Source organism: Niabella sp., assembly GCF_030150205.1.
Classification (GTDB): Bacteria; Bacteroidota; Bacteroidia; order Chitinophagales; family Chitinophagaceae; genus Niabella.
Genome location: NZ_JASLGT010000027.1, coordinates 230,053 through 251,144 on the forward strand (window position 1 = coordinate 230,053; position 21,092 = coordinate 251,144).

Consider the following 21,092-nt stretch of genomic DNA (forward strand, 5'->3'; position numbering starts at 1 on the left):
ATGTCAATACCTGAATCGGGCGAAAGGAATAGTACGCAGGGCAGACCGTATTTTTACGGTATCCGTTTTAGTCCGTTTCCAATTGCTTCAACCGGGCCCGGAATGCACGCGGCGTCATTTCCTTCTTTTTAAAGAACACCCTGTTGAAATAAGTAATGCTTTCAAAGCCCACTTCATAAGCAATATGCGTGATATTCCGGTCCGTTTCCAGGAGCAGTGTACAGGCTTTTGCAATCCGTACATCGTTTACATAATCGGAAAATGTTTTACCGGTGATTTTCTTAAAAAACTTACAGAATGCACCAGGCGACAAATGGATCAGCCGGGCAAGCTGATCGATATGCAAAGGCTTTTTATAATGCCGGTACAAATGTTGAAACACTTTGTTAATACGCGCTTCTGCAACATCTGTTGACGTATGAGGTAGAACGGATGTACTTAAAGATATTGCCGGCAGCTTGCCCAGGTGATGCAATATATCGATCAATCCCAGGAGCTTTTCCATACCGATTGCCGTTGATAGTCGCTTTATTTTTTCCGTTACTATATCCTTCCGCCTGTCAAAAAAAAGCCCCTTTTCAGACTTCCGCAACAGTGTGGCAATACCGGTACATTCCGGGTATTCCAGCAAGGGCGTGATAAAGGCCTCCGAGAACTGGATCACAACCGCCGAAGCCCGTTTCCGCGCCGGTTCGCTCGTCCAGGTATGCGGCAGGTTCCCACCCAGCAATACAAGATCACCCGGCGAAAACGTTGCATAATGATCGCCCACCAGCCGCTTACCGGATCCCGAAGTAATAAGGGTGAGTTCATACTCCGGATGATAATGCCACTTAAATGGGAAGTGGGAAGTTTCATACTGATATACAACAAAACTCTCCCCGGCCTGTATCCGGTTGATATGTTCAAAACTCGGCTTCATTGATACAATATTGTACTATTAACTGGATAAATTTACAGAAAAGGAAAGTATAGTGTATATTTTGTCAATATAGTGATGAAGCGCCTTGCAAAAAGCCATTAATTTTATATCAAAATCTTACAACGATGGCAATACCCCAACGCATTCTCAAGGAACTTGCACAGCCGTATGCGCTCACTGACGAGCAGCTCCGCTTTTATGATACGCATCGCTTTATTAAATTAAAGCAGGTACTTTCTCCTGCAGCTATCGCCTGCTTCCGCGATGTAATTTCAGAACAGGTGGCAAAAATGAATACCATAAAAACCACGCTCCAAGAACGGGACACCTACGGCAAGGCCTTCTTACAGCTGTTTAACCTGTGGCGTGAAAACGAGGATGTGCGGGCCCTGATCTTTAGCAAACGGTTGGGCAAAATTGCAGCCGACCTGATGCAGGTGGAAGGCGTACGGATGTACCATGATCAGGCACTTTTTAAAGAAGGCGGCGGCGGTATTACCCCGTGGCATGCAGACCAGTATTACTGGCCGCTGCAAACCGATAAAACGATTACGGCCTGGATTCCTTTACAGGAAACACCCCTGGAAATGGGGCCGCTGGAATTTAGCGCCGGCAGTCACCAGATTGTTGAAGGAAGGGAACTGGCCATTGGCGATGAAAGCGAAACCCTGATCCAGCAGCGCCTGCGGGTAACCGATTTCCAACATGTCATTGAAGCCTTTGACCTGGGGGAGATCAGCTTTCATTCCGGATGGGTGTTTCATCGTGCAGGTGCCAATACCACGGATGAGATGCGCCGGGTAATGACGATTATTTACATGGACCGTGATATGCGTTTGAAAGCCCCCGAAAACAAAAACCAGCAGAACGATTGGGATACCTGGTGTCCCGGTGCTAAAATCGGAGAAATCATTGATACGCCTATTAACCCGGTATTATACGAACCGGCTTAACCGGTATGATGCTTTATTGCAACGCAGCCGCCGAATAATTGAGGGCTGTTGTTTTCATATGAACCATTAAAAAATTTAAATTGGCATGCAGGTTCTATATCTCTGCCCGCATTGGGGACAGGAACAATTAACACCCGAAGCTTTTTTACAAAAGGTAATCGGCGCCGGTTATCACGGGATCGAGATCAACCCCGGAGGACTGCAAGATCCTCATCATTGGATCACGCTCTTAAGGGAGCTCCGCAGGCAACATAAGGATTTTATCGTGGTGGCCCAGATGGTGCTGGAGGAACACTATGGAACATTTAATCAATTCCAGGAGGCGATGACTCACCGGCTGGAACTACTGACCGGCTTTGATCCGCTTTTTATTAATTCCCATACGGGCCGGGATTATTTTAGTTTCCGGGATAACTGTGCCCTGATCCAATCCGCTGCCGATTTTTCCAAACGATACCAAATCCCTGTTTATCATGAAACCCACCGCGGACGTTTTTCCTATGCGCTGCACCGGATGCCGGAATATTTAGAACGGTTTCCGGAACTGGAATTGGTTGCCGATTATTCGCATTGGTGCGCCGTTTCTGAAAGCATGCTTTCCTTCCAGGAGCATACGTTGGGGCGGCTTACGCCACATATCAAACACATTCATGCAAGAGTGGGGTACGAGCACGGCCCTCAGCTTCCGGATCCCTTCGTGCCTGCTTATCAGCAATACCTCAACCGGTTCACTTCCTTGTGGCAACGGATACTTGACCATCACCGGCAGCAAAGAACCGTGTTTACCATTTGCACCGAAGCCGGCCCCGTGCCCTATATGCCGGTAAACCCGGTTAACCAGCAGCCGCTGGCCGATCAGTGGACGATCAATGTCAAAATACTGGAGCACCTCAAATCTTCATTGACCAGCTAACCCACTCGTTCCTAAGGTCACTCTTTAAAAGCGGCTTGTCGCAAAATGGTTTTACCAATAGGAAGGAGTTTAAGAGTTGTAATTCTATTTGAATTTTGCTCGCGGGCTTTTATTCGTATACCGCCCTGTTGATATACCGCTTCATTGTTATGGATGTATCCGTATTCCTTTTTTTCATGCGGCGAATACAGGTAATCTTTAAACTGAGCCGTATATACTTTTCCTTTGGTGGCTACTGCCGGAATCGGATAGGCATATACCAGCGGACCATAGGCAAAATAGTGTGCAGCTGCTGCATCTTTACGATCCGTGACCTGTGTATGCCACTTCAGGCAGATCTGGTCATTTTTCTTAAACACTTTCCGGATCACGATAAACCCATCTTCTTCTTCATAAGGCTGATCCAATTCCACAGCGCTGGCCCAATCCGGCCTTCGTATTTTTAATGTAAATGCCGAAGGACGCTGTTGCCGGATCGAAAACGTAAAGGTCAGACCATACGGATAGTCTGTTACTGTACGCACTTCCACATTTGCACCTTTGATGGCTGTTCGCACAAGGGAGGGGCCCAGCAAGGTCGCCACTAATACAGAATCGCCCTGCTTCATCCACATGTTTTGAACGTAATACGGTGTGATCCTTGCCGCATTGGGCACACAGCAGACCGCTGCATCTTTATGCGCCGGCGAATATTTATACCGCGTCTGCTTCAGGTCTCCGTTTGCACCTCCGTTCAACGGTCCGGTCATAGCATATGAATTATCCGTTTTCAGGTAGGCAATACAGGAGTGTTCCGGATCCCGCGCACCCTGCGCAGCGTTAAAAAAGGTATTCTCGATCTGGTCTCCAAAACGGCCGGTGCCTGTTTTTTGCAGCAGGCCGGCATAACTATCGAGTAGCTCCTGCAAGGAGCAGTACTCGTAACCGGTTTGCGTGGCGTTTGCCTTTCGCCCCCCAATCCACTCATCGCCAATGGGCCCGCCCGCAACTGTTGTAGCATCCTGTATCCGCTTTAAATAAATTTCAAGCGCTTCCGTATATTTTGGATCCTGCGTACTGAAAGCGGCCACTGTTAACGGGCGCAGGTGTTCATAGGTATGCACTCCGTGCCCGGATAATTTATAGTGCGGATTAAAAATGCTGGCCCATTGTACATCTTTTTCAAATGAAAAATTAGCAGAAAAATTCTGATACAGGAACAATGCATATGCCCGGTATTTTTCATCGCGCGTAAGACGATACATTTCATCGCAGATATCCGTAAATGTAAGTCCATGAGCCACACCTCCGGAAAATTCCTTCCCGGCAAAAAAAGGATTGGAATGATGGATGGGATAATGTTTCAATACATCATCCACGGCATGTACGATAGCATTCCAAACCCTTTTATCCTGTGTGGCTTCATAATAAGCCAACAATCCGCGCAGCAAAGTGGTCTTTGCCCAAAGTTCTCCGTTCTCAGATACAAACTGATACCGTAATTCCGGGTCATAGATACCCAGGTACCCGTCACTGTCCTGCGTGGCCAGTATACGATCTACATATTGCTTTGCCTTTTTCTTATCGGCAGCATTATCCAACAACAGCGCATGCCGGATAAAGCCGTCGCGCCAGTTCGATTGCGTTTCCGAATTCCACCATTTGTACTGGTCGTCTCCACCAATATCGCCCTCTTTTAAATTGCCAAGATTCTTTGCCTTACTGTGTTTATGCAGCCGCGCTGAATAAATGGGATCGTTGACCAGGTCCGGCACAATTGCATCCAGATGGCCCGCAAAGCCCTGCATATCTTTTTCCATCTGGGTTTTAATCCAGCCTGTGGGTTTTACTGAACCAAAGGATAATCTTTCAAATTTTTCCGCACGAAGCTGAAAAGGGGCTTGTTGTCCGGAGGCTACAAATGGCAGCAAGAGCAATAGTCCTTTTATTAAAACCTTCATCTCTAAAATTACTTATAATTAAACAACAAGTAACCGCTTCAATTGTATAAATAAAAAATACCCGGAGGTTACGATACCGGGTATTTCACGTATGATCACATAATTTTACTGCTTCGTTAAACTAAATTTTCCTGTTACAAAATCTACCCTGATCTCATATGCTCCTGTTGCAGCGGGCGCCATGATATCGCCGCCTCCGGGCTTAAAGTTATCTCCCAATGAGTTGTTTTTGTTATTGTCTCCGTCGAACCCATACTTCGGATCCCAGCTTCCGTTAACAGGAAGAAAGAGATAAGAACCACCTCCTGTTAATGTAACGGTTATTTTGTATACGCCTGGGGCATCCTTGTCCAGAGTAAGTTCCTGATTGTCGGGAACAGGATTGCTCCACCCACCTGGAGTTGCCGATCCAACCATAAAAAGCCTGGCGGGCAACGGATATATCACATCCAAATAGGAAGTTATTACCATCTTAACCACATTTGAAACCACGTTTCCAACATCGCTTTTCAACCGGAACGAAAAGCTCTGCGTTTGTCCCGGCTTCGTAATTTTTAGCAGCGCCGCATTGAGCATCTTCACAGAAAGCACGGTTTTTAAATCTGCCTTAGCAACACTCAACTCCGCCACCTGCTTAAAATCGTCCGTTGCAGACACCTGCAATGTATACTTCAACGCATCGCTAAATCCGTAGTCAACATTATTCCAACTCAATGTTACGGCCTGCAGACCTTCATTCTCTTTTGAAAGTACTAATGGCCCCGTACTGCTGCTGCTGAGCACAGGCTTGTTATTGTTCATTACCACCTTCGTTTCATCTTTTTTGCAGGAATGAAAAAGAAGAGCCATAAGGGCGGTTAAAAAGCATATTGATAAATACTTCATATTGCCAGTTTAAAGATTAATAGTTGGGGTTTTGCTGCAGGTTCGGATTGGCGTTTTTGTCTGCAGAAGGAATCGGGTAGATATTTCTCCAGTCCTCCACGGCCTTTCCCGCAGAAACACCTCCTTTCCAGGGCCAGACATAATCAGCTGTAGTAAACCGTTTATACCGGATAAGGTCGGTACGCCGGAACCCTTCCCAGTAAAGTTCCCTGCCCCTTTCATCTAAAATAAAATTAGTGGTCAGCTGGCCTGCTGAAATGGCTGTTGCCCCTGCCCTGCCCCGCAGCAGATTGATATACCCCAATGCCGTAGTAGCATCACCTCCGGCGCCACCTCTTACAACCGCCTCCGCATAAATTAAATATTGCTCTGCCAACCGGAAAATGGGAAAATCGACATCCGCAAAATCAAAACTGTTGCCGGGGCTATTCATCGTTCCTATTTTTATGTTTTTAAACTTGGTAATGCCATATCCCTGATCAAACTTAGACTGGTCGCTGATCTCCAGCGACTGACCATCGGTCCAGAACTGGGCGCGTTTATCCGTGTTGCCACTGATATCAGGGAAGAGGTTTACCAACCCTTTGGTGGTTCTGAGCCCGGCCCAGCCACCTCCGATCCCGAAGTCCGATGCTTTCATAGAACCACCAACCGGTGCATGCGTTAAAAAGGTAGTACCTCCATAGTTCTGCGTATTGTTTCCGTCATAGTTAATGGTTAAAATAAATTCACTTTTATTCTTGTCATTGTCTGCCCGCATCAGGTTCCGGTAATCGCCTATAAGACTAAGGCCTCCGTTAATTACCTTTTTGGAGTATGCTACTGCATCATTATAGTTAGCAGTGCCGGTATAAGCCTCGGCATTCAGATAAAGCCGCGCAAGCAACGCCTGTACAGCCGCTTTATTGGCCCGGCCGTAATTTTCGGCAGCCGGATCGGGCAGCAGATTTTCCAGGTCTTTAAGTTCTGATTCTATATACTGATACAATTTCACTTTGCCGATCTGCTGTGGCAGTGTGGTAGAGCCGATCACAAAATCTTCCGTAACAAACGGCGGGTTTCCAAAAACATCCAGTAATACCCAGTACTGATAGGCTCTTAAAAACCGGGCTTCATTTCTAAAATGAACAATATTGACAGCATCTGCACCATCGATCCCTTTCGCAGCAAGATCGGCATCACCTGCGTGCTTTATAAAATCATTGGCCAGCGTAATCTGGTACATGCTCCTGTAATACAAACCGGTTAAAAAGGGATTGCTGGAAGACCAGTTCATATTGTGAAAATCCTGCAGACCCGCATCTCCCCAGGTAATCACTGCCTCATCCGTACTTAACTCCTGCGCACACCAGAACAACCGTAAAAAATCAGATGTGCCCTCATCAATACCTTTGATATCGGCATTCCCCGCCGGGCCTTTGTTACCGGTTAACGCAAAAGCGCCGTATACTTTTGCCGCAGCTTCTATATAGCCCTGCGGTGTATTGTACACCTGGCCTGCAGTTACATCATTTTTTGGCAGGCGATCCAACTTTTTACTGCAGGAAAGCGCCAACGTTGCAATTAATAGTATAAAGAATATCTTTTTCATCCGTTTACGTTTATCGTTATTACAGCGGTTTTAAAAATTGAGGTTTAATCCCATTCCGTAGGTCCTCGGTCTTGGATAGAAATTATAATCCAATCCGCCCGGTACTTCCGGATCAAGACCTTTGTATTTGGTGATTGTGAAAACATTCTGCACGTTCAGGTTTAGTTTCAGATCACCTGTTTTTTTGAAGATCTTCCCAAAACTATAGCCCACGTAAATATTATCCATTCTGAGGAAAGATGCATTTTCTATAAAGTAGTCAGAAAGCAGGAACTTATCGCTACCGCCACCAAAGTCCGTATACAATACATCGGTTGTTGCATTATTCAATACGCCAATGGGATTGATCATATTTTTACCGAATCCGGTAGCGGATATTACGTTATTATACACATAGTTTCCAATACTCGCCCTTGCACTAAAACCGGCACTTAATTTTTTATAGGTAACCCCGGAACTCAATCCCAGGAACCACTGTGGATCGGGGCTCTTATAGTGGTGCAAATCGTTTTCATTGATAATACCATCCCCGTTTCTGTCTACATATACACCTTCAACCGGCTTCCCTTCATTGTCATATACCTGTTGGTACAAATAAAATGAGGAACGGGGAAAACCTACAGACTGGATCTGAACGGCATTGCCGGTACCACCTTTAATATAGCCGGCAGCATTACCTGCAAACGACGGATCATCCGCAATGGTCAGCCTGGTGATTTTATTTTTATTATACGTTGCATTAAAACCAATATTCCAGGTAACATCCTGTGTACGCACCGGAACCACATTCAATACAAACTCCAACCCACGGTTTTCCATATTACCAATATTTGCCACGATCCGGTTGGTAAAATTGGTTCCTGCAGGCTGGGCAATCTCGTTCAACAGATCTTTTGTCTTTTTATAGTATACATCCAAACTTCCGTAAATCCGGTTATCAGCAAAACCATAATCGATCCCGGCGTTATAGGTTGCGGTCTGTTCCCATTTCCGGTTATAGTAATACCCTTCCGGCCGGTACATACTATAAAACTGGTTACCCAGCTGGTATTGTGCCGTATTCTCACTGAGCTTATAGTAGGAGATATAATCAAAATTACCAATTCCATCCTGCTGCCCGGTAACCCCGTATCCCAACCTTAATTTTAAATCACTTATCGCCGGAGAAGACCGCAGAAATGCTTCATCTTTTATTTTCCAGGCAAATGCTGCTGACGGAAATACTCCCCAACGATTATCCGGGTTTACCTTTGAAGATCCATCCGTTCTTAAAGTGGCTGTTAACAGGTACCGATCCCGAAAACTATAGTTAATCCGCCCGTAATAGGATATGAGTGTGTACCGCGGTTTATCCAGTATATATATTGGAACGCTCGCGGGTATAACGGTACCATCGTATGTTACATCCGGATAGTTGATATTACGGGTGACAAAATCATAGTACCCGTAACCGGCTGTTGCCTCGATCCTGTGTATCCCGATATTTTTCAGATAGTTCAGGTAAAATTCTACCAGACCATTATCGCGCCAGCCGGAATACTTGTTTCGCTGACCTCCATGCTGTACGCTCTTGAGATCATTGTAACGCCGGTATTGCTGGGCAGCACTATCGTTAACCGTTACCGTGCCATAGCCGTGCGCAACATCATAGCCCAGGTTCAGGTTGGCCCTCAGTTCCGGTAAAAAATGAAATTTATAATCAAACTGGATATTTCCGATACTGCGGATATTACTTCCCTCGTTGTTGTAATCTAACAATAACCCCAGCGGATTGCGGGGCGCCAATGTTTTGAAACCGGTGGCAGATGAAGCATCGGGATCCAGCCACTCATAATAACCGTTATAACGGTTGCTACCAGAATAAACCGGTTTGGTCGGATCGAAGTTCACCGCAGCAGCGATGGCATCTGTATTGGCAAACCTTGAATCAGTTTTCGCCAGTTTTACATTTACATCAATCTTTAAATGATTATCAAGCAGGGATGGGTTGAGGTTGAACCCAAATGATTTCCGTTCCAGGTCGCTGGTTTTGAGTACCCCTTTTTGTTTTAGATATCCTGCAGAAAAACGATAGGGCAACTTTCCTTTCGCTGCCGTTCCGGAAATACTTAAATTATTATCAGACCCGATACCCGTTTGATAAATTTCCTTTTGCCAGTTCGTGTTGGCATTACCCAGCATAGCAACCTGTGATGCATCGCCGTGCGATTGCACATAGTTCCTAAATGCATCAGCAGAGAGCACCGATGCATATTTCGCCAGTTTTGATACGGTGAATTGTGTATTGAAATTAATAACCGGTTTCCCCGATTTCCCTTTTTTGGTAGTAATAATAATGACACCATTGGAGGCCCTTGAACCATAAATAGCCGTGGCTGATGCATCTTTCAGAATCGTAAACGACTCAATATCACTTGGATTAATTAATGACAAAGGATTGGGCGAACCCGACAACACATCATTGTTAAGCGGCACACCATCCAGCACGATCAGCGGATCATTACTGGCAAATAAAGAAGCACCGCCACGAACACGGATGGTACTTCCGGAGCCGGGTGCACCGCTGTTGGAAGTAATTTGCACACCGGCTACTTTTCCGGCAATCAATTGCTCGGGCGTAGCAGCCGGCACCTGGTTAAAGTCTTTTGAACCAATGGTGGTTACGGCTCCTGTAAGATCCTTTTTCTTTACAGTACCATACCCGATCACCACTACATTCTCCAGGTTGGCAATTTCCGGCACAAGGGATACATCCAATACATTCCCCGTTATTTTCACCGTTTGGGGCGCATAGCCGATAAATGAAAACTGCAGGGCACCCGGCGTGTTCCCTGCAATAATGCGATAGGTACCACTGGAGTCCGTTAAAGTAGCCAGTGAACGGCCCGCAATTGAAACGGTAACTCCTGCAAGCGGCTCTCCTGTTTTGGAGTCGGAAACAGTACCGCTAATGGTATGGGTTTGGGCACTGGCAATTACCGGAAATAACAACAGCAGAAGCAGTGCAGGTAATGCTGCAAACAATTTTCTCATGTACATAGACAAACAATTATTATTTTATATCAATCGTGTACCTGATACACGTTAATTGAAAAATACAATGTCAAAAGTACATCATTATGTGTACAAAGTACACAAAGGGTGTAAAAAAATTTATAGCTTATACTAACTTATTGTTTTTGATCAGCTTGGGCTTAAACTTATAGAGTTTTCCGGGGCGGTGAGACACGTTATCTTCCATTTCATTGAGGTCTACCAGCCAATTTTTGAGGGTAATTTTTTTACGGAAATTACGGCGATCCAGCGGTGTATTAAGAACGGCTTCATAGACTTCCTGCAATTCCCGGAGCGAAAATTTTTCATCCAGCAGGTTATGTACCACCGGGTGTTCTTCGATCTGCCCACGCAGATGCAGCAGGCTGGTGGCCAGGATCTCCTTATGATCAAATGCCAGCTTATGAACGTTTTTAACCGAATGCCAGCGCAGGTCGTTATTGTTGATCTTGAGCTTGTGGTTATTGATGTTTACCAGCGCATAATACGCTGTTGAAACAACCCTTCCTGATGGGTGCCGGTTTATAGAACCGAAGGTATGCACCTGTTGCAGGAATACATCATCCAGGTCTGTGCGCTCTTTTAACACCCGGTAAGAAGCCGTGTCCAGATCCTCGTCCGGCCGTACGAGATCGCCCAGCAGGGAATACAGACCAGCAAATTCTTTAAGGTCGGATTTGATCAGCAGTACCTTTAGTTCCTTTTCTTCATATCCGAAAATGACGCAATCGACCGACACCGCAATTTTAAAATACTCCAGGTGGCTGCTTTTCTCCAGCGCTGCCGTTTTCAGATTTGAACTTTTAGCCATTGTTTTTGTGATGGTTACAAAAGTACAATTTGAGTTATAAACTACCCGTTGTTTAGCAGCATTTTCCAGAAGTACTTTGAAAAAAATACTAACAACCGATCGTTCATACAGTCACAATAAAACGTTAAACACACTACGAAAATATCGTAGAAAAAAAATCCGGGGTATCTTTCGCAAAACTTTTTATGAGACATTTTTTGACCGTTGCCTGCCTGCTCCTGTTAAGGCTAACTGCTTCCGCACAGGACCAGGCGCTATATATCGTTCCGGATAATGCATTGGGTATAAAAGCGGCCAACCTCTTTTCGGAGATCCGGCTGATTCCCCTTGAAACCACCTCAAACAGCTACTTTAACAACATGGCCGACTTTGTGGTAACCCCGGACCGGCTGGTGTTTATGGACAATGAATCCAATTCGATACTCATATTCGATAAGAATGGGAAATTTTTACATAAGTATAAAAAGAAAAAATACAAACTGGGACAGCTCCAGTACAGTTATGCTAAAAACGCCATCTTTTTTACAAGTTCCAATAAAAATTACACCATCCCGTTTTCCAAAGTCCTGCAAATGACGCAAAAGCCGGGCAACAGGGATTTTTCCAAATATAAGAATATTGAATTGTTGTACCTGGGTGACAAAGAACAGTACCGGGTCGAAAAACTGCCGGTGCCTTACTATGCGATCAACAACCTGTACTATATGAACGGGTGCTACCTGGTGCGTAACAGCCGTTACAATAAGTATGCAAAAGATACCGTATTGTATCACCTGGATATTATGAATGGCAATACCAAGGAGCGTTCTTACTTTCCGTTTCTGAATGTTGCCAAACTCCCCACCGATTTTGATGATATCTCTATCAACATTGACCGGACCTTAAACGACTCCACTGTTTACATTCAAAAAAACTACGACAACACGCTTTATAAACTGGTGAACGATTCGCTGATATCCGAATACCGGTTTGTATTTCCCGCTGCCAACACCATGCCGGCTTCTTTTTATACCACGGCATTCCGGAACAATATCGATTACACCAGCTATAAAACAAAATACGGAAAAGCCATCCGGTCTTTTTTCAATATCATCGACCTGGAGAAGGTATTGTTCTTTGGCATGAACGATAATGCCTGGGGCTACAAACGCTATGTATTTAATAAAAATGCCTCCCTGCTCTACGATCTTTCAAAAACCACTTCAGACAGCACCACCTGTTTCATGCCCGCTGGTATTTTTTCAAAAATTAGCAATAGTGACCGCGAGTATGTGTACACGTATGTTTCCCCCGGTGACTTGCTAAAGGAAAAAGCCAGTATACTTTCGAGGTATAACAATGCGCCGCCACCATTTTTAAAAGAACTGCTGGATCAGATCGGCAAATTCAGCAACCCTGTTATCATCCAATTAAAAATTAATCCTGCTATAAAATGAGACGCCTTGTACTACTGATCCTGATCCTGCTTCCAGCCGCACTCTTTGCTCAGAAAAAAACAGGCGCCATAAAGGGGATCCTGTATGATTCGATAAACGACTATGCATTACAGTCGGCCTCTGTGACCGTTTATAAACAGGCCGATTCCAGCATCGTGGAGTTTCAGCTCACCAATACGCAGGGAGAATTTGACATTAAGAATATCCCTGCAAAAACAGCCCTGTACTTTATTGTTTCTTACGCCGGGTACCGGCCGCTGGTCCGGAATTTTCAGCTGGATACGTTGAATATGCTCACTAATTTTGGCAAACTATTCCTTACCCATCAGGGCAAGGATGAGCTCGACGAGGTGATCGTAAAAGCCGTACAGCCATTGCGTATGAATGGCGATACCCTCGAGATCAACCCCGACGCGTTCAAGCTGGATTCCAACGCCGTGGTGGAAGACATGCTGCTCCGCGTACCCGGCCTTACGGTTTGGGGCGATGGTACCATTACCATGAACGGCCGGAAGCTGGAAAAGGTATATGTAGACGGCAAGCCCTTTTTTGGTGGCGCGGCACAAACAGCCACCCAGAACCTTCCAAAAAATGCCATCGAAAAAATACAGCTGTACCAGGAAAAGGACGTTTCCAAACTAACCAATACCGAACAAAAAACCGACTCTCTTTATTCGATGAACATCAAGTTAAAAGGTGACAAGAAAAAAGGACTGTTTGGGAAAATAGGTGCGGGATATGGTACAGATGACCGTTATACGGGGGATGGTGTTGCCCAGGCCTACGACAAAAAGAACCAACTGGGAATAGCCGCCGGCATCAACAATATTAATAAAGAAGAAGGTACCGGTGAAAATGCCTTTATGGAAAATACGTTTAAATCTAATTTCCGCTTCTTTTATGGAGGCAGGGGCAATGCCAATGACGGCATTACCCGGAGAACCTATGGCAACCTGAAATGGCAACATAGTTTCACAGAATCGGACAACTCCCAGTTTTATAACCGCTTTACTACCGACTATGGATTTCTTAATACCAACAGCAATATTACCTCAAACAGCACCAATGTGCAACCGATCAACGATTACAGACTAACCACCCTCAATAAAAACAGAAGCATCAATGAAAACACCAGCAACACGGCAAAATTCCTGTATGAGAACCGGAAAAAATTCGGAAACTTCGTAAACATCAGCGCCAATTATGTAAACCAGTACAGCTCCGGCACCTCCGCTGCTTCAACGGACATGTTCCGGAATGATAGTACAGCTGTAAGTCGCACCAACAGCAACAGCTACTCCAGCAGCAACAGCAACAATTTTTATATGTTTGGATGGCTACGCTCTAACGATTTTGAGCTGCGCGACGATCCTCGGAAGAATTTTTCCATCAATTTCGGAGGCGGGTATAACGAAAACGTAAGCAACAGGGGTACGGTAAATACCTATGAATCACTCGTTGACAGTATCTATACCAATACGATCGACCGCAAATACAACAACAAGAACAAAAGCTATAACGCCAATATCGGTCTAAACTACGACGGGTTCCGGCAATTCCTGTTCGGCATTTATAATTTTTTCAACATCAATATGTCGCTGATCAATAACATCAGCTTCTCCCGGAATGAGCAGGACGCAGCCGCTTTTGACCTTGACAAGCCGAACAATCAATACGTGATAAACCGGCAGCTGACTAATACCAATACGCTTACCAATTTTTCCTATAACCCCGCGCTCAATTTTAATAAGTCCTTTAATAAATCTGTTTGGGGAAAATATTATTACTGGCTGAGCTTTGGACTGGACCTGCGCTACCAGTTCCAAACCCAGAAAAACGAGTCGAGTATCCTTAACCGGAATATAGACCGGTCAATGAACACCTTTTTACCCTCGTTAAACGCGAATTTCAATTATCAAAAGGAAAACGCATTCCGGATCTATTCCTATTTGTGGGCCAATACGAGTACGCAGCTGCCTTCAATTGATCAGCTATATCCCATCATCGATACAACCGAACGTTATAATATAATTGCGGGGAATCCCTTCCTGAAGGCATCAAAAGTTCAATATATGAATTACAATTTTGATATCAGCCGTGCCAGGCCCAATAGCAAAAGCAATTACGGGGTAAGACTGGGTTTCAACTTCAACAATACGCACAACGCAATAGGTGACAGCCTGATATACCTCCGCGACTCATCCGGAAGAAGCATCCGTCACTTAATTAATGTGGGTTATCAGCGAAACCTTTCGGCAAACCTCAATCTCAATTTTTCACACAATATCAATAAAAAGAGTACGATCGGGTTTACCTACATCCCGTCGTTAAGCACCTATATCCGGCCGGGGTATGTTGACAGCCTGCAATCTACCTCCCGGAACTTTACACTTTCCAACAACTTCAACCTGCTTTATAACCTGATCGACAAATTCAATATCAGTATTGGTGAAATCATTTCTACCAACCGCAACCACCAATCGAACAGCAAGCAGCAAGCTTCCGCAATCCGCAGTTATACAACCACCAGCAACATCAATTACTTTATCACCAAATCCCTTTCCCTTAATACTTCTGTTAACTACCAGACCAATACAGCGGCTAACAGGAACGCTGAGGCCTTTACGATCTGGAACGCCAATATTCTTTACCGTTTTATGCAACAAAAAGCCGAAGTAAAAGTATCTGCTTTTGACCTGTTGAAACAAAACAGGAACATCACTAACTCCCTCGGGTACAATTTTGCCTCCACCACCGTTACCAATGGGCTTCAACAGTATTTTATGGTCACCTTTTCCTATTATCCCCGGAAATTCGGCGGTGGCGGCAACCGGCGCCCTGCTCCGCCCCAGGGTGTCATGATGATAAGACGGTAATACTGTCCGAACTTAGAACCGGTTCACCCAGGGAAATTATCTTTACTCATGGCGTTGCATTGATATATTTTCTGCCTCTCGCTGTCTTTGGTAGCTGGTGCTACATAAAGACGCGATGTAGCATAGGTGCAATTAATCACGACCCCGACCACTATTATGTATCCTGGTCCGGGCCGGTCAAAATGATCTGTAAAAAATCATTCTTTAGACGTTAAAGAGTCCCTGTTTCCCCGTTTTCAAGTACTTTTAGATCCGCAAATTGCATCTATGTATACAAAAGAAGAAATACGGGCGCTACAGGAACAAACCCGGGCCTTTTTAAAAGAAGGAATTCATTTACCGGCAACTCCTGAGGAACTGGAAACCCTGCGGAATGTGCTGCGCTTTCATGAACACCGGTATTATGTACAAAACGATCCCCTGCTGGCGGATACAGAATACGACCATTTGTTTAAAATGCTGGAAGCCGTGGAAAAAGATCAGTCGGATTGGATTACACCCGACTCTCCTACCCAACGCGTAGGTAAAAGTTTGAACGGTAATTTCAAAACGGTACAACACCTCGTGCCCATGCTTTCGCTGGACAACTCGTATAACAGCGACGATCTCAAAGATTTTGACCGGAAGGTGTTGCAATTGTCAAAAAAAGCTACGGTTACTTATTGTGTGGAACCCAAGTTTGACGGAGGAAGCATTTCCCTTATTTACGAAAATGATTTATTGGTAAGAGGTGCTACCCGGGGCAATGGTGTGGAAGGCGATGAGATCACCACCAATATCCGCCAGATCCGGACCGTGCCGCTTTCGGCAGCCTTCAGCCGTTATGGAATCCAGCAGATCGAAATCAGAGGGGAAGTACTGATCAACAAAAACAACTTCAAAAAATACAACGAAGAGCTGGCAGAGAAAGGACAGGCGCCGTTGGCCAATCCACGCAACGCGGCCTCCGGTACGCTCCGGATCAAGGACCCGGCAGAAGTTCGCCGCCGCAACCTGGAAGCCTTCGTATATCATATCAGCGATTATACCTTATTGCCCGGGCACGCAATTCCGGAGCCGCTGCAAACCCATGAAAGCTCCCTGAAATTATTGTGGGAACTGGGCTTCCGGAGCCCGGTAAAAGAACTCCGGACCTTCGAACAAATCGAAGACGTAATCCAGTATTGCGCCGATTTTGAAGCAGGAAGGGACGAGCTCCCCTATGAAATCGATGGTATGGTAATAAAGGTAAATGCCATCGATGTGCAGGAGCAACTGGGAATGACCTCCCATCACCCCAGGTGGGCCATCGCCTTTAAATTTAAAGCCCGGCAGGCCACCAGCAAATTACTGGAGGTAAAATTCCAGGTAGGCCGTACCGGCTCTGTAACACCGGTTGCTAAAATTGAACCGGTGTTTATCGGCGGGGTTACGGTAAGTTCTATTTCATTGTTTAATGAAGAAGTGATCCGCGAAAAAAACCTGAAAATCGGCGACACCGTTCTGGTAGAACGTGCCGGCGATGTGATCCCCTACATCGTAAAATCGATGGAAGACCTGAGGGATGGCAATGAAACCGATATTCATTTTCCTAAAACCTGCCCAGTATGCAACAGTGAGCTGTTCAAGGAAGCAGAAGAAGCTGTTTGGCGCTGCATCAATATCGAATGTCCGGCACAGGTGGTAGAACGGATGATCCACTTTGTGAGTAAGGATGCCCTGGATATCCGCGGTTTTGGAGAAGCCAATGTTCGCAAATTTTATGACCTGGGCTGGCTGAAAGATATTCCAGGCATTTATAAGCTCGATTTTGAAAAGCTGGGCACCCTTGAAGGATTTGGAAAAAAATCCATCGACAACCTGCAGCAAGCCATCGAACGAAGCAAAACGCAGCCCCTGCACCGCGTTATATTCGGACTGGGCATCCGGTTTGTAGGCGAAACAACCGCCAAGGTACTGGCCAGCAATATAGGCCACCTGCTGGAATTGCAGGACTTTTCACAGGAGGCCCTGCAAGGCCTGGAAGACATCGGCCCAAAGGTAGCCGGCAGCATTGTACACTTCTTCAGCAATGCCTCCAACATTGAAATGATCCGGGAGCTGGAGGCACTGGGCATACAGCTTACCAATACACACAAGCAACTGGATACTGCGGGAGCGCTGGGTGGCCAAACCTTTTTATTTACCGGAACCCTTCCTACCCTAAAGCGCAGCGAAGCCGAGGCCATGGCGGAGGCGCAGGGTGGAAAGATCGTTAGTGGGGTAAGCGCCAAATTGAATTACCTGGTAGTGGGCGAAGATGCCGGCAGCAAGCTGGAAAAAGCCAAGAAGATCAACACGGTAAAGATCATTTCCGAAGCGGAGTTTTTGAAGATGATACAGTAAGACATGGGAATGTAAAAAAGCGAATATCCAATTTAAAATGTAACAGTAATGACCACTCAAGGATCGGGATCGCAGAGTGGCAACGGCACCTTGCCGCTACACTTAATATGTTACATTAGGCATTTTAAGTTTCCTCCGGGCTATTTGTTCCCGCTTTTGTCTGCCTCAATAAGTTGCAGCGCCCGTTCCATTTCCAGGTCGCGATTGTTCAGATAGTCTTCAAGGATGTAGGTTATTTTTATATCTGGCTGTACTCCATGCCCTGTTTCTGCTATAGGGTTGGTAGCATTGAAAGGGATCAACCCAAAGGAATAAGCGATACCGGTATACCTCATCTGGTTATGATACATGATACCCGCGGTGGTGGTATTGCGGCCGCCACCGGTTTCTTCGCCGATCAGCACCGCCCGTTTATCCATACCCAATGCATTGGCCATAATGGCTGCTGCAGAAAAAGTGCCCCCGTTTACCAGTACATATAGCCGGTTTTTATACGATCCGCTAAACGGCACTACATTACCCCATCCCTGCAGGTTATACTCTTTTACATATTTCAGCTGATTCCGCTTAACGGTGTCCGCGGGCGGTAGCACCACACCTTTTATCAGCTCCGAAGGAAATTTTATGGGCTGAACCGCCGTTGTAATCAGTCCTTTCAGCAACATCAGCATCAATCCCTGTTGCCCGCCGGTATTGCCCCGCAGATCCAGGATCAAATGACTTGTTTGCGAAAGCTCTTTTAAAAACACCATTGCAAACATCCGCTGATCTGCCGTATCCCATGCCGGTTCAAAGGTATTTACCTTAAGATAGGCCGTACCTGAATCCATCCGCCTGAAGTTGAGAAAGGGGAGCTTCTGACTTTCCGGATCCGGCTTCCGATCCATTGAGGCGGCCGGTTTACCATGTACCGTAATGCTGTCAACAGACTGGTTATTTTTATACACCACATTCAAGGTTTCGCAGTTATGAAATACGTATTCCCATAGTCCGTTCAGCGGCCGGTAGTTCAGGAAAAAATATTTAAATGTGGTATTATAGCCGTCTGCGTTCATAAACCGGAATACAGAATCAATGACCGTTCCGGATGGCAAACCATTAATCCGGATCACCTCTGCTCCCGGAGGAATCGTTTTCTCCGCTGCGGCATGGTTAAGTACAAAGATCTTTTTATCAATAAATTTCAATTGCAGCTGGTTCAACGGAGAATCGTAAGGCAGTATGAATTTCGAAGCATCGTCGCCGGTGATTTTTTCCGGATCAAAATAATGGCAGGCCATATGACCGTCGCCGATCCGGCTCATAACCGGAAGCAGCCGGTAATAAAGCTGCTGGGGAGTGAGTGAATCCGGAATCTCCTCCCGCAGACGGTCAAAATTTTTTTTCAACTCATCGGGCGAAATATACTGCTCAAGATTCAGGTGATATTTCTTAAGATCTTTATACAACTGTGCAATATCACTTTGAATAGCAGCACGCGCATATTTCTGCACTACCCTTCCCTGAAGATACTGGGCATGACAGGCACCATAGATCATCACACATAAGACCGTCAGTTTCAGCAATTTCATTTTGAACTACTTATTTTTTTTCGGTAATACCAATCGCTTCCGGCCCCTGTGGAAGATGATCGCCTTTTTTGCCAAACTCAACACGATAGATCTGGATCAGCAGTAAAAAATAAGACATGAACAACGGACCAAAGATCAGCCCCATCACTCCAAAAAGTTTCAGCCCCAGGATCACACCAAATACGGTGATCAATGGATGAATATCGCCGATTTTTTTCAGGATGGTGAACCGCAATACATTATCAATACCCCCTACTACGATCAGGCAATACAGGGTAAGGCCAATACCATTGCCTACAGTACCTGTGGCAAATACAACCACGCAGATCGGCACCCAAACGATCATGGTACCAACGGCCGGAACCATCGATGCCGCGCCGGTTATCAGGCCCCACATTACAAAATTGTCTACACCAAAGATCCAGTATCCCAATACCGCTACCAGCCCCTGGCAAAGGGCCAGGATGGGAATTCCCAATGCATTAGAGCGTACCATCATCTTTGTTTCTTCCCAAAGAGTTTGGGTATTTTCGTCACTGAACGGAATAAAAAGACGCACCCGCTTTTCCATACCCCGTGCATTTACCTGCATGAAATAGAGAATAAACAATGCCGTAAAAATGTTCACAAAGATCTCCGCCACCGAATTAAGGATGCTGGGAAAATAGGTGGTTACTTTTCCAAGGGTACGCATCATCGATTCATCGGAAAGGTTGATCCGGTTCAACAACGGTTTACTGGCAATAAACGCCTTTACGGCATTGAACTTTTCGATGATCACCTGTTTGTTGGATAACAGATTTCCGATCTGCGGAATCATTACTTCAATGATCAGCCATAGGGGCAACGCAATCACCAGCAATGTAGTGAACATCAAAATAAAGCTGGCCAGCGACTTTCGCCATTTTTGTTGTTCCGTTAAACGGAAAAAGGTTTTACGAAACAAAATATACAAAGTGATTGCTCCCAGGGCGCCCGGGGTAAAATACCGGAGGTGAAAAAAGATCATAAACCCAAGCAGTCCGATCAATAATATCAATACGATTTGCCGAAGTATATTGTTATCAATTTTTCTGTAGCTCATTCTATGATTTTATGCCTATAAAAATAGCTTATTTTGGTCACCGGCCCACAAAAGTGGAGAATAGGCGCGGAAATTTATTCATCGGAAATTTTTGTTTTAAAACCGATGGGCGCACGTGGCCTGGCCCGCATTTTTGCTTCCATGATTTCTTTGATCCATTCAAAAATTGTTTCGATCTCTCCATCATGCATCGCAACATCATGTCCCATCATGATCAGCCTTTTATCCAATTGTTCCAGCTTTAACAACAGCTCCTGGTTTGTGAGCAGCGCTTCCCGCAACCGTACAAAAATTTCGATGATCTTTATACTTACTTCTACCGCCCTGCTGCTTTTAAGCACATTGGCCAGCATCAGCACTCCATGTTCTGTAAAAACACTGGGTAATTTCCTCCTGCCACCCCAACTTGATATCACATTTTGTGATTTCAAGTTCGTCCACTCCTCTGCTGTTAACCGGAACATAAAACTTTCCGGGAAACGGTTTTCATTCCGGCTTACCGCCTGGTTCAATGCTCTTGTCTCTACTCCGTATATTTCTGATAAATCACTATCCAGCATCACTCTGTTTCCCCGAACCACGTATATCCTGTTTATGATTTCCTGTTCCGCAACAGGGCTCAGCAGTTTTTTAGTTGCCATGGTGTTTAATATTTAGCATTTGTTTCTGAATCTGATAGTTATGATTGAAAT

At 45.4% G+C, this 21,092-nt stretch carries 14 protein-coding genes; 5 read left to right on the top strand and 9 right to left on the bottom strand.

All coding sequences use genetic code 11. The annotated features are described in order from the left end of the window. Nucleotides 1-67: 67 nt before the first annotated feature. Complete coding sequence (locus Q1V85_RS21090) at nucleotides 68-922, bottom strand: AraC family transcriptional regulator (RefSeq protein WP_300602849.1); 855 nt, start codon at nucleotides 920-922, stop codon at nucleotides 68-70. Nucleotides 923-1,047: 125 nt separating this feature from the next. On the opposite strand from Q1V85_RS21090, the gene Q1V85_RS21095 reads away from it, so the two are divergent. After that, the gene (locus Q1V85_RS21095) at nucleotides 1,048-1,875 is read left to right on the top strand and encodes a phytanoyl-CoA dioxygenase family protein (protein WP_300602851.1); all 828 of its coding nucleotides are present in this window, start codon (nucleotides 1,048-1,050) and stop codon (nucleotides 1,873-1,875) included. Nucleotides 1,876-1,960: 85 nt separating this feature from the next. Further along, the gene (locus Q1V85_RS21100; RefSeq protein WP_300602853.1) at nucleotides 1,961-2,788 is read left to right on the top strand and encodes a hypothetical protein; all 828 of its coding nucleotides are present in this window, start codon (nucleotides 1,961-1,963) and stop codon (nucleotides 2,786-2,788) included. Nucleotides 2,789-2,805: 17 nt separating this feature from the next. On the opposite strand, the gene Q1V85_RS21105 is transcribed toward Q1V85_RS21100, so the two are convergent. The 5 genes from Q1V85_RS21105 to Q1V85_RS21125 all read right to left on the bottom strand — a co-directional run bounded on the left by Q1V85_RS21105 (nucleotide 2,806) and on the right by Q1V85_RS21125 (nucleotide 11,069). Continuing rightward, on the bottom strand, nucleotides 2,806-4,728 hold the full coding sequence (locus tag Q1V85_RS21105; RefSeq protein WP_300602855.1) for a beta-L-arabinofuranosidase domain-containing protein: 1,923 nt from the start codon (nucleotides 4,726-4,728) through the stop codon (nucleotides 2,806-2,808). Nucleotides 4,729-4,833: 105 nt separating this feature from the next. After that, entirely contained in the window at nucleotides 4,834-5,613 is a 780-nt protein-coding gene (locus tag Q1V85_RS21110; RefSeq protein ID WP_300602857.1) for a SusE domain-containing protein, read from the bottom strand. Between the two features lie 16 nt (nucleotides 5,614-5,629). Next, nucleotides 5,630-7,204, bottom strand: a complete 1,575-nt coding sequence (locus Q1V85_RS21115) for a RagB/SusD family nutrient uptake outer membrane protein (protein ID WP_300602860.1) — start codon at nucleotides 7,202-7,204, stop codon at nucleotides 5,630-5,632. A gap of 30 nt (nucleotides 7,205-7,234) precedes the next feature. Further along, entirely contained in the window at nucleotides 7,235-10,243 is a 3,009-nt protein-coding gene (locus tag Q1V85_RS21120; protein ID WP_300602863.1) for a TonB-dependent receptor, read from the bottom strand. A gap of 121 nt (nucleotides 10,244-10,364) precedes the next feature. After that, nucleotides 10,365-11,069 carry an NUDIX domain-containing protein gene (locus Q1V85_RS21125; protein WP_300602865.1) on the bottom strand — a complete coding sequence of 235 codons (705 nt, stop codon included), beginning with the start codon at nucleotides 11,067-11,069 and terminating at the stop codon, nucleotides 10,365-10,367. Nucleotides 11,070-11,254: 185 nt separating this feature from the next. Here Q1V85_RS21125 and Q1V85_RS21130 point away from each other — a divergent pair, with 185 nt between their 5' ends. From Q1V85_RS21130 to ligA, 3 genes are all read left to right on the top strand, one after another. Continuing rightward, nucleotides 11,255-12,505 carry a 6-bladed beta-propeller gene (locus Q1V85_RS21130; RefSeq protein ID WP_300602868.1) on the top strand — a complete coding sequence of 417 codons (1,251 nt, stop codon included), beginning with the start codon at nucleotides 11,255-11,257 and terminating at the stop codon, nucleotides 12,503-12,505. After that, the gene (locus Q1V85_RS21135; RefSeq protein ID WP_300602871.1) at nucleotides 12,502-15,381 is read left to right on the top strand and encodes a hypothetical protein; all 2,880 of its coding nucleotides are present in this window, start codon (nucleotides 12,502-12,504) and stop codon (nucleotides 15,379-15,381) included. Before Q1V85_RS21130 ends, Q1V85_RS21135 begins: the two co-directional genes overlap by 4 nt. A gap of 267 nt (nucleotides 15,382-15,648) precedes the next feature. Continuing rightward, a complete protein-coding gene (gene ligA, locus Q1V85_RS21140) occupies nucleotides 15,649-17,745 on the top strand; it encodes an NAD-dependent DNA ligase LigA (RefSeq protein WP_300602873.1) in 2,097 nt (698 codons plus the stop codon). Nucleotides 17,746-17,885: 140 nt separating this feature from the next. On the opposite strand, the gene Q1V85_RS21145 is transcribed toward ligA, so the two are convergent. From Q1V85_RS21145 to Q1V85_RS21155, 3 genes are all read right to left on the bottom strand, one after another. After that, a complete protein-coding gene (locus Q1V85_RS21145; protein WP_300602876.1) occupies nucleotides 17,886-19,316 on the bottom strand; it encodes a S41 family peptidase in 1,431 nt (476 codons plus the stop codon). 10 nt (nucleotides 19,317-19,326) lie between these two features. Continuing rightward, nucleotides 19,327-20,400, bottom strand: a complete 1,074-nt coding sequence (locus tag Q1V85_RS21150; protein ID WP_300602879.1) for an AI-2E family transporter — start codon at nucleotides 20,398-20,400, stop codon at nucleotides 19,327-19,329. A gap of 74 nt (nucleotides 20,401-20,474) precedes the next feature. Further along, nucleotides 20,475-21,041: an ORF6N domain-containing protein gene (locus Q1V85_RS21155; protein ID WP_300602882.1), complete on the bottom strand. Its 567-nt coding sequence runs from the start codon at nucleotides 21,039-21,041 to the stop codon at nucleotides 20,475-20,477. Between the last annotated feature and the right edge of the window lie 51 nt (nucleotides 21,042-21,092).

Bases quoted from the DNA above. Each gene is read 5' to 3' on its own strand.
- Q1V85_RS21105 (WP_300602855.1), bottom strand. From the start codon at position 4,728: ATGAAGGTTTTAATAAAAGGACTATTGCTCTTGCTGCCATTTGTAGCC.
- ligA (WP_300602873.1), top strand. From the start codon at position 15,649: ATGTATACAAAAGAAGAAATACGGGCGCTACAGGAACAAACCCGGGCC.
- Q1V85_RS21110 (WP_300602857.1), bottom strand. From the start codon at position 5,613: ATGAAGTATTTATCAATATGCTTTTTAACCGCCCTTATGGCTCTTCTT.
- Q1V85_RS21125 (WP_300602865.1), bottom strand. From the start codon at position 11,069: ATGGCTAAAAGTTCAAATCTGAAAACGGCAGCGCTGGAGAAAAGCAGC.
- Q1V85_RS21120 (WP_300602863.1), bottom strand. From the start codon at position 10,243: ATGTACATGAGAAAATTGTTTGCAGCATTACCTGCACTGCTTCTGCTG.
- Q1V85_RS21100 (WP_300602853.1), top strand. From the start codon at position 1,961: ATGCAGGTTCTATATCTCTGCCCGCATTGGGGACAGGAACAATTAACA.
- Q1V85_RS21095 (WP_300602851.1), top strand. From the start codon at position 1,048: ATGGCAATACCCCAACGCATTCTCAAGGAACTTGCACAGCCGTATGCG.
- Q1V85_RS21115 (WP_300602860.1), bottom strand. From the start codon at position 7,204: ATGAAAAAGATATTCTTTATACTATTAATTGCAACGTTGGCGCTTTCC.
- Q1V85_RS21150 (WP_300602879.1), bottom strand. From the start codon at position 20,400: ATGAGCTACAGAAAAATTGATAACAATATACTTCGGCAAATCGTATTG.
- Q1V85_RS21130 (WP_300602868.1), top strand. From the start codon at position 11,255: ATGAGACATTTTTTGACCGTTGCCTGCCTGCTCCTGTTAAGGCTAACT.
- Q1V85_RS21090 (WP_300602849.1), bottom strand. From the start codon at position 922: ATGAAGCCGAGTTTTGAACATATCAACCGGATACAGGCCGGGGAGAGT.
- Q1V85_RS21145 (WP_300602876.1), bottom strand. From the start codon at position 19,316: ATGAAATTGCTGAAACTGACGGTCTTATGTGTGATGATCTATGGTGCC.
- Q1V85_RS21135 (WP_300602871.1), top strand. From the start codon at position 12,502: ATGAGACGCCTTGTACTACTGATCCTGATCCTGCTTCCAGCCGCACTC.
- Q1V85_RS21155 (WP_300602882.1), bottom strand. From the start codon at position 21,041: ATGGCAACTAAAAAACTGCTGAGCCCTGTTGCGGAACAGGAAATCATA.